The organism is Phenylobacterium sp., assembly GCF_046590535.1.
Classification (GTDB): domain Bacteria; phylum Pseudomonadota; class Alphaproteobacteria; order Caulobacterales; family Caulobacteraceae; genus Phenylobacterium.
In genome coordinates this window covers 1-14,655 of the sequence record NZ_JBKJTG010000043.1, presented here as the reverse complement: position 1 = coordinate 14,655, position 14,655 = coordinate 1, and the positions used below count along the sequence as shown (strand labels likewise).

Annotated in this window: 11 protein-coding genes; 8 read left to right on the top strand and 3 right to left on the bottom strand. The window is 69.5% G+C overall.

Annotated features, from left to right (window positions below; genetic code table 11):
* The coding region (locus ACLL81_RS02300) for an SDR family oxidoreductase (protein ID WP_411286731.1) at nt 1-309 on the top strand (309 nt) is incomplete at its 5' end.
* 124 nt (nt 310-433) lie between these two features.
* Nucleotides 434-2,464: a TonB-dependent receptor plug domain-containing protein gene (locus tag ACLL81_RS02295; protein ID WP_411286730.1), complete on the top strand. Its 2,031-nt coding sequence runs from the start codon at nt 434-436 to the stop codon at nt 2,462-2,464.
* On the opposite strand, the gene ACLL81_RS02290 is transcribed toward ACLL81_RS02295, so the two are convergent.
* Nucleotides 2,461-4,848, bottom strand: coding sequence for a penicillin acylase family protein (locus ACLL81_RS02290; protein WP_411286729.1), 2,388 nt, complete (start codon nt 4,846-4,848; stop codon nt 2,461-2,463). The genes ACLL81_RS02295 and ACLL81_RS02290 overlap by 4 nt on opposite strands.
* 125 nt (nt 4,849-4,973) lie before the next feature.
* On the opposite strand from ACLL81_RS02290, the gene ACLL81_RS02285 reads away from it, so the two are divergent.
* Nucleotides 4,974-5,342, top strand: a complete 369-nt coding sequence (locus ACLL81_RS02285; RefSeq protein ID WP_411286728.1) for a VOC family protein — start codon at nt 4,974-4,976, stop codon at nt 5,340-5,342.
* Nucleotides 5,343-5,346: 4 nt separating this feature from the next.
* Complete coding sequence (locus ACLL81_RS02280; protein ID WP_411286727.1) at nt 5,347-5,715, top strand: VOC family protein; 369 nt, start codon at nt 5,347-5,349, stop codon at nt 5,713-5,715.
* Here ACLL81_RS02280 and ACLL81_RS02275 read toward each other — a convergent pair.
* Nucleotides 5,712-7,028, bottom strand: coding sequence for a PQQ-dependent sugar dehydrogenase (locus ACLL81_RS02275; protein ID WP_411286726.1), 1,317 nt, complete (start codon nt 7,026-7,028; stop codon nt 5,712-5,714). The two genes, ACLL81_RS02280 and ACLL81_RS02275, sit on opposite strands and share 4 nt — an antisense overlap.
* Nucleotides 7,029-7,126: 98 nt before the next feature.
* Between ACLL81_RS02275 and ACLL81_RS02270 the strand changes: the two genes are divergently transcribed.
* Together ACLL81_RS02270 and ACLL81_RS02265 are read left to right on the top strand one after the other, a co-directional pair.
* Nucleotides 7,127-8,293, top strand: coding sequence for an acyl-CoA dehydrogenase family protein (locus tag ACLL81_RS02270; protein WP_411286725.1), 1,167 nt, complete (start codon nt 7,127-7,129; stop codon nt 8,291-8,293).
* Between the two features lie 4 nt (nt 8,294-8,297).
* The gene (locus tag ACLL81_RS02265; RefSeq protein ID WP_411286724.1) at nt 8,298-9,371 is read left to right on the top strand and encodes an acyl-CoA dehydrogenase family protein; all 1,074 of its coding nucleotides are present in this window, start codon (nt 8,298-8,300) and stop codon (nt 9,369-9,371) included.
* On the opposite strand, the gene ACLL81_RS02260 is transcribed toward ACLL81_RS02265, so the two are convergent.
* Entirely contained in the window at nt 9,368-10,891 is a 1,524-nt protein-coding gene (locus ACLL81_RS02260; RefSeq protein ID WP_411286723.1) for an amidase, read from the bottom strand. The genes ACLL81_RS02265 and ACLL81_RS02260 overlap by 4 nt on opposite strands.
* A gap of 390 nt (nt 10,892-11,281) precedes the next feature.
* On the opposite strand from ACLL81_RS02260, the gene ACLL81_RS02255 reads away from it, so the two are divergent.
* On the top strand, nt 11,282-12,130 hold the full coding sequence (locus tag ACLL81_RS02255) for a universal stress protein (protein WP_411286722.1): 849 nt from the start codon (nt 11,282-11,284) through the stop codon (nt 12,128-12,130).
* A gap of 78 nt (nt 12,131-12,208) precedes the next feature.
* Nucleotides 12,209-14,655 (top strand): HAD-IC family P-type ATPase (locus ACLL81_RS02250; RefSeq protein WP_411286721.1); only part of this gene is annotated, 2,447 nt, incomplete at its 3' end.

The following is a 14,655-nucleotide window of genomic DNA, read 5'->3' as shown; positions in this document are numbered from 1 at the left end:
CGGATCGTCAACGTAGGCTCGGCCGCGGCTCTGAAGGCCTCGCTGGGCATGGGCGCCTATGCGGCTTCCAAGGCCGGCGTGCACAGCCTGACCCAGGCGCTGGCCGAGGAACTGAAGGCCGATGGGATCACCGTAAACGCCGTGCTTCCCTCGATCCTCGACACCGCGGCCAACCGCGCAGACATGCCCGACGCCGACCCCTCCACATGGGTGGCGCCGGAAGACCTGGCCGCGGTGATCCTGTTCCTGGCCAGCGACGCGGCCCGCGCCATGACCGGCGCGCTCGTACCGGTGACCGGCCGGGTCTGACGCGCGCCTGTTACGCGAAAGCCGCACCGGTCGTTGAAATTACGCTGTACGCGCAAGGCCGCTAGCTTGACCGAGGGGAGGCCGTGACACTGGCTCGGGGAATCCCCCGAGGCGAGACGTTCCTATGAATCTTCTGATGATCCTCGCCGCGGCCCAGCCGGCGGTGGCCGAGGCGGCGACCCCGGTCCCGCCCGCGCCGGCCGAACGCGGGGCGATCGCCTATCCGCCCAGCTTCTTCGCCGACGCCCAGCCGACCAACGCCTTCGACATGGTGATCCGCCTGCCGGGCTTCAGCTTCGACCGGGGCGCGGCGGTGCGTGGCCTGGCCGGGTCCGGCGGCAATGTGCTGATCGACGGCCAGCCGCCCGTGGCCAAGAACGACCTGCTGGAAGACATCCTCAAGCGCATCCCGGCCGGCTCCGTGGAGCGCGTCGAGTTGATCCGCGGCGGCGCGCCGGGCATCGACATGGACGGCCGCACGGTGGTGGCCAATGTGGTGCGCAAACAGACCGCCGGGTTTCGCGGCGCCCTGATGCCGGGCGTCTACCTGGTCTACGATGGTCGGGTGCTGTGGGGCCTGCGCGCCGAGGCCCAGTGGCGGTGGGCCGGGGGCCAGTCCGCCGAACTGGGCCAGGTCTACGGCCGGGGTCCCAGCGACGAACTCGGCGACGGCGAGCGCGTCCGCTACAACGCCGACGGCTCAGTCAGGCTGCGCTCGCTGATCGACGTGGACTCCCACGGCAGCCGTATCTTCACCACCGGCGCCTACGAGACGCCGCTGATGGGTGGCCGGGCGCGGATCAACGGCGCCTATATGCTCAACCCCGCCAGCGTCGAGCTCTACGACCGCTATGTGGGCGGCGGGCGGGAGTACGAGTACGACCGGATCGAGCGGCTGCAGGCCGAGCTTGGCGGGCGCTACTCACGCACCCTGACCGAGAAGATTTCCCTGGAGGGCGTGGCCTTCCACCAGTGGAACAACAACAGGACCAGCGTGCACTTCGAAGCGCCGGGCCTGGTTCGCGACTTCCTGCTGGACCGCAAGACCACGGAGATGGTCGGACGGGTCAATCTGCGCTTTCGCCAGTCGCCGACGCTTTCCATGGAAGCCGGGGTCGAGGCCGCGCTGAACGAACTGGAGAGCGCGACGGACCTGGCGGTGAATGCTCGGGTGATCCCCATTCCCGCCGCCAATGTGCAGGTTCAGGAGAAGCGCGGCGAGGCCTACCTTCGCAGCACTTGGCGGGCCACGCCGCGGCTGACGCTGGAGGCCGGCGTGCGGCAGGAGAAATCCACCGTCACCTCCGAAGGTGACGTGGTGCTGGAGAAGTCCCTGCAGTTCACCAAGCCGCGGGCCGCCGTAACCTGGATTCCCGATACCTCAAGCCAGCTTCGCCTGCGGGTCGAGCGCGAGGTGGGCCAACTCAATTTCGAGGACTTCGTGGCCTCACCCAACGTGGCCTCCACCGGCACGCTTTCGGCCGGAAACCCGGACATCACCCCGCAGCAGGCCTGGGTGGTCGAGGCCGCCTATGAGCGGCGGTTCTGGGGGGGCGGTGCGGCGGTGGTCACGGCGCGGCATTTCGAGATCGACGATGTGGTCGATCGCATCCCGGTGGTCAGCCGGGTGGGCCTCATCCTGGCCGACACGCCGGGCAACATCGGCAAGGGGACCAAGGATGAGCTGCTGGCCAGCCTCACCCTGCCGCTCGACCGGCTGCGGATCCGCGCGGGGCAGCTCAAGGGCCAGGTCACCCTTCGCCGCTCGGAGGTCACCGACCCCCTGACCGGGGAGCGCCGGGAGATCTCCGGCCTGCGCCCCGTCGATTGGGAGGCGCACTTCAGCCAGGACCTGCCACGCTGGAAGTCCACCTGGGGGATCGATGCGTTCATGGGCCTGCGGGAGCGGTATTTCCGCCTGAACGAGGTCGAGACCCGCAAGCTCTCGACTTTCGTGACCGTGTTCGCGGAGTACAAGCCCAGGCCTGACTGGATCCTGCGTGTGGAGGCCCAGGGGATCAACCAGCGTAACGCCAGGCGTATCCGCGAGGTCTATGCCGGCCCCCGCACCCGGGGGGTCCTCGACTACACCGACGTGCGCGACCTGGAGTGGGGCGGCAGCCTCTACTTCCGCCTGCGCAAGACCTTCGGCTAGGGCGCAGGCGTCAGGGTGATCACCGCCTCGGCGTCGCGATCCACCGCCTCGCGGCTGAAGCGCAAGGGCACATACGCGCCCGCCGCCCACAGGGGGAACAGGTCGCGATAGTGCGGGCTGAACGGGTCGCCCGACTGGCCGGGGGTGTTGATGGCCATGGAGTTGTCCCAGGCGCCCACGTCCAGAACGAAGCGCACCGATGCCCCCGCGGTCTGCCGGAAGTCCTCCACCCGATAGCTGGCGGCCCGCGGCGAGGACCCCGATCCAGGGATTTGCAGCGGCCCCACCGACATCTGCGCGGCGAGTTGCGGGTCGGCCAGCACCGCGACGGCCGGCTCAAACCTCGCATGGTGCAGCCGGCCCCAGGTCCAGGTGGTGATGTCCGGCCCCAGGCGCACGCGCAGTTCCGCAAGGGCGTCGCCCAGGGTCTTGAGCAACAGCTGGTCGCGGGCGTTCACGGGCAGGCCGGCATCGGGCTTTTCCAGGTAGGTGATCACCGCGTCGAGTTGGCCCGCGCCCATCAGGGTCCGGGCGGCGGCCGGCGTGACGGCCGCCGCGGTGGCGCGGCCCAGGTGGCTGGCGCTCCAAGTCTGGTAGATCGAGGCCGCCACACTGTCGGTGCGCTCGTCGTTATCCCAGGCCTTGAGGACCTCAAGCGCGCGCGCGATCTGCGGATCGGGCGAGTTCAACGGGCGCAGCAGGGCGATCGCCCGCCTTGAGATGGCGTTGTGGCTGTCGCCCTGTAGGGCCATGGACTGTGCGAGGGTCGCCCTGGGCTGGGTTGCCAGCACTTCGGCGATGCGGTCGATCCGCGAACGGTCGCCCCATTCGAAGGCGGCCGGATTGCGGTAGCCCCTGGGCAGGTTCATCTCGTTGGCCGTGGCGAAGAATCCCGCGGCTGGGTTCTTCGCGTCCGGCAGCACATTGTCGGCCTGGAAACCCGCCCACTCGTAGCGGCCGTCGCCGGGCACGGGCATCAGGCCGTCCCAGTTTCGGCGGACCGGCGCGCGGCCGGCGGCGGCCCAGCCGACGGTCCCGCCGGTGTCGGCATAGACGAGGTTCAGGGGCGGCGCGCCCCAGCGGTTGCGGGTCGTCTGGAAGTCCTCCCACGACCTCGCCCGCCACATCCGCGAGGACCCGAAGTAACCGGCCAGGCCGGGCTCGTTCCAGATAGTCCGCAGGGCGAAGGCGCGGCCTGACTTTGCGTCGGCGGCCAGCACCGGCCCGTGGCGGGTGAAGCGCAGCTCCGCCTCCCGCGGCGCCTCGCCCTTCACCTCGATGGTCTCGCGCACCACTCGCATGGGCTCGAAGCCGCCCTTGTAGCGATAGGCGTCGGCGCGGGTCTCGTAGACGTAGAGGTCCTCCTGATCCATCGCGTGGATGGTGATGCCGAAGGCGGTGCGGCCGTTGTGGCCGAAGGACACGCCGGGCAGGGCAGGTTCGCCCGCGCCGATGATCGACAGGTCCGGCGCGGTGAGGTGGACGATGTAACGCAGGGACGGCGCGCCCACCGGACGGTGCGGGTCATTGGCCAGGATCGGCCGGCCCGTGGCCGTGCGCGAGGCGGCGATCACCCAGTTGTTGGAGCCCTCCGACGAGGTCTCTTCGATTACCTGGGCGAGCTTCAGGCCGGGATCGACGGCGGTGGCCGTCTTGCCAGCCAGGGCCGCGAAGCTCACCGGCTGGGTGGCCAGGATGTAGTCGTCCAGCACGTCGGGCGGGACGTCGCAGGGCGCCAGGCCCCGGGGCATGGCGGCGACGTGCGCGGGCTCCAACTTGCGCCGCAGATGGTCGGCGCCCAGGCCCGCCGCGCAGGCGACCCGGGTGCGGGCCACCTCCTGGGTGACGTTGGAGACCAGGGCGTGGCTGCGGATGCGCAGGACGTCCTCGGGCGCCCAGGCTTCGGGCTGGCTGGCGGTCAGCCGGAACTCCACGGGCAAGGGCCTCGTCCCGGCCCGCACCTCGGCCACATAGGCGTTCACGCCGGCGGCGAAGGCCTCGACGGTTTCCCGCGCCCCTGGGGCGTAGGCGTTCCACTCGGCCGCCATGTCGCCGCGGTAGAGGAACAGCCTCGCCGCCCGGTCCTGCGCCACATAGGCGGGGCCGAAATGGGCGGCGAGCCGGCCCAGGCCACGCTTGCGCCACAGGTCGATCTGCCACAGCCGGTCGCGGGCGGCGTTGTAGCCCTGCAGGAAGAAGGCGTCCCGCGCGCTGGCCGCATAGATGTGGGCGATGCCCCAGCGGTCGATGACCAGTTCGGCGGGCTGCGCGAGCCCCGCCACCGGCCAGCTCTCGCGCCGGATCGCCGTGGAGCCGGGCTCCGCGGCCTGGGCCGCGCCCGCCAGCGTCGCCGCCGCTAACACCCCCGCCAGAACTCTGCGCATGCCACGCTCCCCCGCTACTGACGGCCAGTTGACTACCCCCGCGACGGTTCGTCCATGGCAAGCCGCTTGGCGCCGCGCGTGTAAGGGGCGCTAAAGTGAGGGCCAGGCATGCGGAGGGCACATCCATGATCGGCTATGCGACTATCGGCTCGAACGACTTCGAACGCTCGAAGACGTTCTACGACACGGTGCTCGCGCCCCTGGGCGGCAAGCGGACCATGACCATGGAGCGGATGCAGTTCTACGGCGGCGGGGCGGGCGGCGGCATGTTTGCGGTGTGCAAGCCCTATGACGGCGAGGCCGCCACCAGCGGCAACGGCGCCATGCTGGCGCTCTCCGCCCCCACCAAGGAGCTGGTCGACCAGGTGCACGCCGCGGCGCTGGCCGCCGGCGCCACCTGCGAGGGCCCGCCCGGCCAGCGGATGGATAACTTCTACGGCGCCTATTTCCGCGACCCGGACGGCAACAAGATCTGCGCCTTCAAGATGGGCTGAGGCCATGTTGGGCTACGCCACCTTGGGCGCCAACGACCTGGAGCGCTCGCGCGCGTTCTACGACGCGGTGCTGGCGCCGCTGGGCGGCAAGCGCACGATCCACTGGGAACGCTCCCAGTACTACGGCAGCGTGGTGAAGGGCCCGATGCTGGGGATCACCGCGCCGTTCGACGGAGCGCCGGCCAGCCCGGGCAATGGCGCCATGCTGGCTCTGCAGGCGCCGTCGCGAAAGGCGGTGGACGAGGCCCACGCCGCAGCCCTGGCCCTGGGCGCAACCTGCGAAGGCCCGCCGGGCCTGCGCACCGAAGCCTTCTACGCCGCCTACTTCCGCGACCCCGACGGCAACAAGCTCTGCGCGTTCCGGATCGGCTAGCCAGCCGACGCCGTGGCGGTGGCCGCAGGCGCCACGCGCCAGACGATCTCGCCCACGTCGTCGGCGACCAGCAGGCCGCCTCTGCTGTCGACAGCCACGCCCACAGGACGTCCCTGGACCTTTTCCTCGGCGTTGAGGAAGCCGGTCAGGAAGGCTTGGGCGGGCATCTGCGGCTTGCCGCCGGCGAAGGGGACGAACACCACCCGGTAGCCGTTCAACGGCTTGCGGTTCCAGGAGCCGTGCTGGCCCACGAAGGCTCCGCCGCTGTAGGTCGTCGGGAAGGCTTGGCCCGTGTAGAACGCCAGGCCCAGGGAGGCGGTGTGCGGACCCAGCGCGTAGTCCGGAGCGATGGCGCTCGCCACCAGGTCGGGGCGGGCCGGCTTGAGCCGGTCGTCCACATTCTGACCGTAGTAGCTGTAGGGCCAGCCGTAGAAGCCGCCGTCGCGCACGCTGGTCATGTAGTCGGGTACCAGGTCGTTGCCGATCTCGTCGCGCTCGTTGACCGTGGTCCACAGGGCGCCGGTGACCGGCTCCCAGCCCAGGCCGTTGGGGTTGCGCAGGCCGCCGGCGAAGATGCGCTTCTGGCCGGTGGCGATCGCGTATTCGTGGATCGCGGCGCGGCCCTCCTCCGCCGCCATCCCGTTCTCGCCGGCGTTGGAGTTGGAGCCAACGGTGGCGTAGAGCCGGGCGCCGTCCGGGCTGGCGATCAGGCTCTTGGTCCAGTGGTGGTTTATGCCGCTGGGCAGGTCGAACACCTTCTCGCCGGGCCCCTGCACGGCGGTCTGGCCGGCCTGGTAAGGGAAGCGGATGACGCTGGAATCGGTGGCCACATAGAGGGTGTCGCCCACCAGGGCCATGCCGAAGGGCCGGCGGACGGAGGGCGCGAACACCGCCTTCATCTCGGCCACCCCGTCGCCGTTGGCGTCGCGCAACAAGACGATCCGGTCGGGGCTCTTCTCCAGGGACCCGGAGCGCTTCATCAGCATGTTCTGGAAGAAGCCGCGGATGCCCTTGGGCGGCTTGGACTCCGAGGAAGATTCGGCCACCAGCACGTCGCCGTTGGGCAGCACGTGCAGCCAGCGCGGGTGGTCGAGGCCCTCGGCGAACCGGGTCACCACGAAGCCGGCCGGGGCCTTGGGCGCCGCGCCCGCGGGCCATCCCACCGTCTCCGGCACGCCCACCGTGGGCAGCAGGCTCTTCTTGGGAGCCGGCAGATCGGGGTTGGGTCCGAAGCCCACGAAGGGATCGCTCGATCCCGTGGAGCAGGCGGCCAGGCTCAGGGCGGCGGCGGAAATCAGAAGGGCGTGTCGCATCCGGGGGCTCTCCGTCCAGGGATCGAGGTAGCTCGACCATAACGCATTGACCTCGGGGCGCCGTTGCATGGTGTTGCGAAACCGGCTGTGGTTGGCCCATGGACCTGACGCTTACCCCAGAGCTGGCGGCGTTCCGCGACGAGGTGCGGGCGTTCCTGGCGAACCACGCAGAAGACTACGCCGGCGGTGCGGCCAAGGACCCCCGCGCCTGGCAGATCGCGCTGATAGAGGCGGGCTACGCCGCCCGCACCATCCCGCGCGACTACGGCGGCTATGGCGCAGAGCCGGACATCCTGAAGTCGCGGATCATCGCCGAGGCCTTCATCGCCGCCGGCGCGCCCCGGGGCATCGCCAACCAGGGCGTCTCCATGCTGGCGCCCACCCTGCTGGAGGTGGGGTCGGAAGACCAGAAGCGCCGCTGGATCGGCCCGACACTGCGGGGCGAGATCATCTGGTGCCAGGGCTATTCGGAGCCGGGCGCGGGCTCCGACCTGGCGTCCCTGCAGACCAAGGCGGTGGAAGACGGCGGCGACTTCGTCATCTGCGGCTCAAAGATCTGGACCAGCACCGCCCAGGCCGCCCAGATGATGTTCGCCCTGATCCGCACCGAGCCGGACGCGGCCAAGCACGAGGGCATCTCCTACGTGCTGATCCCCATGGACACGCCAGGCATCGAGGTCCGGCCGCTGAAGACCATGACCGGCGGCTCGGAGTTCAATGAGGTGTTTTTCACGGACGTGCGGGTTCCGCAGAACCAAGTGGTCGGCGGGCGCGGGCGGGGCTGGTTCGTGGCTAACACCACGCTCCAGCACGAGCGCGGCATGCTGGGCGATCCCAATGCCGCAGAGGCGCGCCTCAACGCGCTGACCGAGCTGATGAAGACCGAGACCGTGGATGGCCAGCGGGTGATCGACAATCCCCTGTTCCGCGATCGGCTGATGCAGCTCCAGGGCCGGATGTTCGCCATGAAGTTCAACGGCCTGCGGACCCTCACCGACGACAGCGCCGGGCTGGCGAGGCTGATCGTCAAGCTGCAGGGGTGCGAGCTGAACCACCAGGTGGCGGCGCTGGCCATCGACGCCCTGGGCGAACTTGGGGTGCTCTATCACGACGGCCCGCACCTGCGCGCCAAGGGCCGTTGGCAGTGGAACTACATGTTCGACCTGGGCCTGATCATCGGCGGCGGCACCGCCCAGATCCAGAAGAACATCATCGCCGAGCGGGGCCTGGCCCTGCCGCGCGAACCCAGCCCGGCTAAGGTCTGAGGCCATGCGGTTCGCGCTCTCGGAAGACCAGAAGCTGCTGCAGGACAGCGTCACCCGGGCGCTGGAAAAGCTCTCGCCCCTGGAGCGGGTGCGGCGCTTCGCCGACGAGGGACAGGCGACGGCGCCCGACATCTGGGCGGGGCTGACTGAGCTTGGCCTGCCGGGCCTGACGATCGCCGAGGACCACGGCGGCCTCGGGCTGGGCCTGCTGGAGGCCGCCATCGCCGCCGAGGCCCTGGGCCGGGCGGTGGCCCCGACGCCGTTCCTGGGCTCCGCTGTCCTGGCGCCACTCGCCCTGACGCTGGCCGGCTCCCCAGAGCAACAGGCGCTCTGGTTGCCGAAACTGGCGGCCGGCGAGGCGCTCGCGGGCGTCGCCATCTCCGAGCCGATCGCCGGCGCCCGGGACGGGGCAGGGGTCCAGGCGGCCAGCGGCCGGCTAAGCGGCAAGACCCTCTTCGCCATTGATGCGGTGGGCGCCGACGTCCTGGTGGTCGCCGACCGCGCCGGCGGGCTGCACCTGGCGCAGAGCGCCCAGGCCATCGCTCAGATGAGCAGCATCGACGCCACCCGCCGGCTCAGCGAACTGACGTTCGACGGCACGCCAGCCGAGCCGCTGGCCTCAAACCAGGCTCTGGAGCGGCTGCGCGACGCGGCTTGGATCCTGCTGGCCGCCGACACCCTGGGCGCGGCCCAGGCCATGCTCGACAAGGCTGTAGCCTACGCCAAGGAGCGGCGCCAGTTTGGCCGGGTGGTGGGCTCGTTCCAGGCTGTGAAGCACCTGTGCGCCGAGATGGCCGCGGACCTGGAGCCGGCCCGCGCCCTGGTCTGGTACGCGGCCTACGCCTTCGACCACGCCCCCGAGGAGGCCCCGCTGATGGCCGCCCACGCTAAGGCGCACCTGTCGGAGGTCGGCCGCTTCGTCGCCCGCACGTCCACCGAGGTGCACGGCGGCATCGGCATCACCGACCTGCTGGGCCTGCACTACTGGTTCAAGCGCATCGGCCTCAACCGCCAACTGCTTGGCGGGCCGGAGCGCGTGCGGGAGACCGCGGCCAGGCTGCAGGGACTGGTCGCCTAGCCGGTCAGCTCGACGCTGAACGGCGCCTTGCGGGTCACCGCGCGCACCCGTGGCACGCGACCGGCCCAGGGCTGGGCGGTCTCGAGCTGGTAGGCGAGCTGGAACAGCAGCCCTTCGCCACCGACCCGGGCGGCGAACTGCGTCCCCACCGGCAGACCCTCGGGCGTCCAGTTGAGCGGCACGCTCATGGCCGGGGCGCCGGCGACGTTGTGATAGGTGGTGTAGCCCACATAGCCGATCAGCCGGTCGACCAGGGTGTCGAAGGCCACGCTTGGCCCGACGTAGCCCAGCGGCGGCGCGGCGGTCTGCAGCACCGGCGACATGATCACATCGAACTGATTGCTGACGAACCAGGTGTCGTAGGCCATGGCCGCGGCGTGCAGGCGCCCGGTGGCCGCCTCCAGAGCCCCCGGCGGGGCCTTGGCCGCCATCTCCGCCATGCCCAGGCTGAACGGTTCCAGCATCGCCGTGCCGGGAGGCTGCCCGGTGGCCCGCCCGAGGCCGGCGGCCAGGCCCTGCGCGCTCGACGCCCAGAGCAGCAGGAAGTCGTTGATGAAGGTCTCCGGCATCGGCCAGCGGGTGGGCTGCACCGTGTGGCCCAGGCTTTCCATCAGCCTGGCTGCGCCTTCCGTGGCCGCGCGGACCTCCGGGCTGGGGATCCGGCCAGCGCCACCGTCCATCAGCAGGCCCACGCGCAGGCGCCGGTTCAGCGGGCGCGAGACGAAGCCCACCGGAACGAGCTGGCGCCCTGCGCTGGTGTCCTCGGTGGCTGCGAACATGGCCGCGGAGTCGCGGATGCTGCGGGTCAGGACGTGGTTGACCGAGAGGTCGTAGACTGCCTTTTCCGCCTGGGTCCCGATCATCCGTCCGCGGGACGGCTTCAGCCCGAACAGGCCGCAGCAGGAGGCTGGGATGCGGATCGAGCCGCCCCCGTCGCTGGCGTGGGCGAAGGGCACCGCGCCGGCGGCCACCGCCGCGGCCGCGCCGCCGGAAGAGCCGCCGCTGGACCGGGTCGGGTCCCAGGGATTGCGGGTGGCGCCGTTGGCCCACGGCTCCGTGGTGGGCAGGAAGCCATACTCCGGGGTCGCCGACTTGCCGATCACCACCACGCCGGAGCGGTCGAAAGCGTCGACGTAGGGCCCCTGGCGGGTGGCCGGCGGGGCGCGCCGCTGCGACTGCGAGCCCATGCGGCTGGGCAGGCCTACATAGTCTTCCAGATCTTTCACCAGGAAGGGCACGCCGGCGAAGGGGCCCGAGCCCGGGCCGCCGCTCGCCTTGGCCAGCGCCCGGTCGAAGTCAGAATTGACCAGGAAGTTCAGCGTCGGCTGCAATACCAGGGCGCGCTGGATGGAATCACGGACCGCCTCATGGGCGCTCATCTTGCCGCTGCGGATCATCGCCGCGGTCTCGGTGGCGTCGGGCCAACTGGCCGCGGCCGCGGGCGTGGCGGCGGTCGTCGCGCATCCGGCGGCGAGGCCGAGCGGCGCAGTGGCGAACGCGCGGCGGGTCAGGCTGGTCATGGTCTCCCCCCGAGACTGAAAGTTGCGCAACATTGGCCCAGACCGGGCGCGGGGACCAGTGGGCTAGGCCTAGTCAGCGTAACCGCGGCCTTGGCGGAAGACCTTTGCGGGTCCTCGCCGCAGGACGCGAGGGTGACAGCTTCCCCGGCAAGCGCGACCAGGGGGGAACGTCTGAACAAGCAGCGCATTGACATGGTACGGCGACAGCTCCAGGGAGCGATCCCACATGGGCGCGCACCGCGTCCGGTCCGGAAGCGGTCGGGCCCCTGAAAGGCGTCACGCGCCGCGCGGACCGAAGGTCGCCGGATATGCCCCATGACCAGAAGCGTGATGTGGCTCAAGGTGGCCTCGCCCGGCGCGAGGCATCATCCTTAAAACCAGGAGCCAGCCATGATCTATGCGGACATTCTGCTGCATATCGCCAGCTATCCGACCCCGACATCGGCAGAGGTCATCGACGAGGCTGTCGCTCTCGCGGCGAGCCTAGGCAGTCGGCTCACCGCCTTGGCGATCGAGGTCGAGATTCCTCTCCGTAGCAATCGTCTGGCGGACTACCTCATCGGGCTCAGCGCGATGTCTGATGAGGAAGAAGCTAAGAGCCGCGCCGCCTGTCGCGACGGAGTCGCCGCCTTTGTGCGAAGCGCCGAAACGGCGGGGATTGCCCAGGCCTCGGTTCTCACTCGGGTCAACCACCTGGGGGTGGCCGACCATGTCGCCAGGGTGGCGTGTACCTATGACCTTTGCCTGCTGCCGCTGGCGGGCAAGTTCGACGGTCAGCTCGAGGTGGCGCAAGCCGTCGTCTTCACTTCGGGCCGACCGGTCCTGATCTTTCACAAGGACAAGACCGCCGGTCTGGCGAACGGGCCTGATCTGGTGGTCATCGCGTGGGATGGCAGCCGCAATGCCGTCCGCGCGATTGCGGACGCCATGCCGATCCTGAACCGCGCGAAGCGGGTGCGGCTACTGACCGTCCTGAATGACAAACCCGACGCCACAGCGACGCTCGGCGTCGATGCCCAGCGACATCTCCGCGCCCATGGGATCGAAGCTGAGCTCGAAAGCGTGGATCGCGACGGCGCCGAGATCGGCAAGACCCTGGATCGGTACATCGAGCAGCACGCGCCCGATCTCCTGGTCATGGGCGCCTATGGCCATTCCCGGGCCCGCGAATTCCTGCTGGGCGGCGCCACCCAGCACACGCTCAATCATTCCCGGTGCCCCGTCCTGCTCTCGCATTGACTGGGCCACTGGTATGCATCGCCCGTGCGCTTCGTCTCGGCACGCCTTGCCTGCATTGAGAATGCTGAAGGTTGTTCGATGAACGAACGCATAGGCGCCACGCTGACATCGGACGCCGCCCGGCCGGACCGCGTCCGTGACTGGCACGCGCTCGGCCTAGCCGACGTTTTCACGACATTAGACACAAGCGCCGAGGGGCTCGAAGCGGCAGAGGCCGCGCGCAGGCTGACAGCGAACGGCCGGAATGAATTGCCCGCGCCGCCGCGCGCGCACCCGGTGCTGCGGCTTTTGGCTCAGTTCAACAATGTGCTGATCTATTTCCTGCTGGCCGCGGCGGCTGCGGCGGGCGTCTTGGGTCACTACGTCGATATGGCGGTGATTGTCGCAATCGTACTGATCAACGCGGTTGTTGGCTTCGTGCAGGAAGGCAGGGCGGAAACCGCGCTTGACGCGATCCGCGACATGATCGCGCCCCATGCCACGGTTCTGCGTGGCGGCGCCCGCCACAGGATCGACGCCCGCGAGATCGTGACCGGCGACATTGTGGTCGTGGAGCCGGGCGACAAGACCCCTGCCGATCTGCGCTTGACACGGGCGCGCAACCTGTTGGCGGACGAGGCGATCCTAACCGGCGAATCGCTGCCCGCGGAAAAGTCGGAGGCCCCAGTTTCGGGCGACGCAGTGCTGGGCGACCGGTTTTCGATGTTGTACTCGGGCACCCTGATCGCCACCGGGCAGGGCACCGGCGTTGCGGTGGCAACCGGGTCCGACACCGAGATCGGCCGGATCTCGACCCTGATCGGGCAGGTGGAAACGCTGACGACGCCAATGCTGGCGCAGATCAACCGTTTTGGCCGCCAGATCACCTGGTTTGCCCTCGGGCTCGCGGCGCTGATCTTTGGCTTTGCCACGCTAGTGCGCGATTATCTCTGGTCAGATGCGTTGATGGTGGTGGTGGCGCTGGCGGTGGGCGTGGTGCCCGAGGGCCTGCCCGCCGTGATCTCGATCACGCTAGCCATCGGCGTGCAACGCATGGCGCGGCGCAACGCGCTGGTGCGCCGCCTTCCGGCGGTCGAGACGCTGGGGGCGACATCGGTCATCTGCTCGGACAAGACTGGAACGCTGACCCGTAACGAGATGACCGCCCGGCGCATCGTCACGGCTCAGGGCGAATATTTGGTGGAAGGCGCTGGCTATGCGCCGACCGGCAGGATTTCTGCCGCAGATGGCGATGCAGCGCCTGGTTCCGACGTCGCGCAAACCGAACTTATCCGCGTCGCCTTGCTGTGCAACGACGCGGATTTGGTGGACCGCGACGGACGCTGGAGCGTGCACGGCGACCCGATGGAAGGGGCGCTGGTGGCGTTGGCGATGAAAGCCGGGCTACATCCCGAGACCGAGCGCGGAGCCTGGGCGCGGCGCGATGAGATACCTTTCGACGCGCAGCACCGCTTCATGGCAACGCTCCATTCCACACCTGACGGCGACACTTGGATTGCCGTAAAAGGCGCGCCGGAGCGCGTGTTGGAGATGTCCAAGACGCAGGTCGGAGGCACGGACGGCGCCGATCCGGCCTATTGGCAGGCGCGCATCGCGGCGGCGGCGGGCAATGGCGAGCGGGTGCTGGGCTTTGCCGCCATGGCCGCCGCCCCGGAGAAGGAACGGCTGTCGTTTGACCGGCTTGGCAGCGGGCTGGTGTTTCTGGGCATCGTCGGATTCATCGACCCGCCGCGCGATGAAGCGATCGCGGCGATTGCCGCCTGCCGGTCGGCCGGGATCTCGGTGAAGATGATTACCGGCGATCATGCTGACACCGCCGCCGCCATCGCAGGGCAGCTTGCCCTGGCTGACAATCCGCAGGTGATCACCGGGGCGGAGCTCGACGGGGTGTCGGACGTCGCGCTTCGCGAGTTGGCACAAGGTGTCAGCGTTTTTGCCCGCACCAGTCCCGAGCACAAGCTGCGCATCGTGCGCGCCCTGCAGGCCAATGGCGATGTGGTGGCAATGACCGGCGACGGGGTCAATGACGCGCCGTCGTTGAAACAGGCCGATGTGGGCATCGCGATGGGCCGCAAGGGCACAGAGGCCGCCAAGGAGGCGGCCCAGATAGTGCTGCTCGACGACAATTTCGCCTCCATCGTCGCCGCCGTGCAGGAAGGCCGCACGGTCTATGACAATATCCGCAAGGTGATCGCCTGGACGCTGCCGACCAATGGTGGGCAGACGCTCTCCGTCGTGCTGGCGATCCTTCTGGGGCTGGCTTTGCCGCTGACGCCGGTGCAGATATTGTGGATCAACACCATCACCGGGGTCACGCTGGCGCTGGTGCTGGCGTTCGAGCCCACAGAACCCAAGGTGATGCAGCGCGCGCCCCGTCCGCGCGACGCGCCATTGATGTCCCGCTTTGTGCTGCGGCGGATCGGCATCGTTTCAATGCTGTTCATGATCGGCGTCTTCGGCATCTTCGAATATGCAATCCAGCTCGATCTTGGCGAGGCTGTCGCGCGGACACTGGTGGTCAACAC

Coding starts and splice junctions, on each gene's coding strand:
- ACLL81_RS02280 (WP_411286727.1), top strand. CDS start 5,347: ATGTTGGGCTACGCCACCTTGGGCGCCAACGACCTGGAGCGCTCGCGC.
- ACLL81_RS02285 (WP_411286728.1), top strand. CDS start 4,974: ATGATCGGCTATGCGACTATCGGCTCGAACGACTTCGAACGCTCGAAG.
- ACLL81_RS02275 (WP_411286726.1), bottom strand. CDS start 7,028: ATGCGACACGCCCTTCTGATTTCCGCCGCCGCCCTGAGCCTGGCCGCC.
- ACLL81_RS02260 (WP_411286723.1), bottom strand. CDS start 10,891: ATGACCAGCCTGACCCGCCGCGCGTTCGCCACTGCGCCGCTCGGCCTC.
- ACLL81_RS02265 (WP_411286724.1), top strand. CDS start 8,298: ATGCGGTTCGCGCTCTCGGAAGACCAGAAGCTGCTGCAGGACAGCGTC.
- ACLL81_RS02270 (WP_411286725.1), top strand. CDS start 7,127: ATGGACCTGACGCTTACCCCAGAGCTGGCGGCGTTCCGCGACGAGGTG.
- ACLL81_RS02290 (WP_411286729.1), bottom strand. CDS start 4,848: ATGCGCAGAGTTCTGGCGGGGGTGTTAGCGGCGGCGACGCTGGCGGGC.
- ACLL81_RS02295 (WP_411286730.1), top strand. CDS start 434: ATGAATCTTCTGATGATCCTCGCCGCGGCCCAGCCGGCGGTGGCCGAG.
- ACLL81_RS02255 (WP_411286722.1), top strand. CDS start 11,282: ATGATCTATGCGGACATTCTGCTGCATATCGCCAGCTATCCGACCCCG.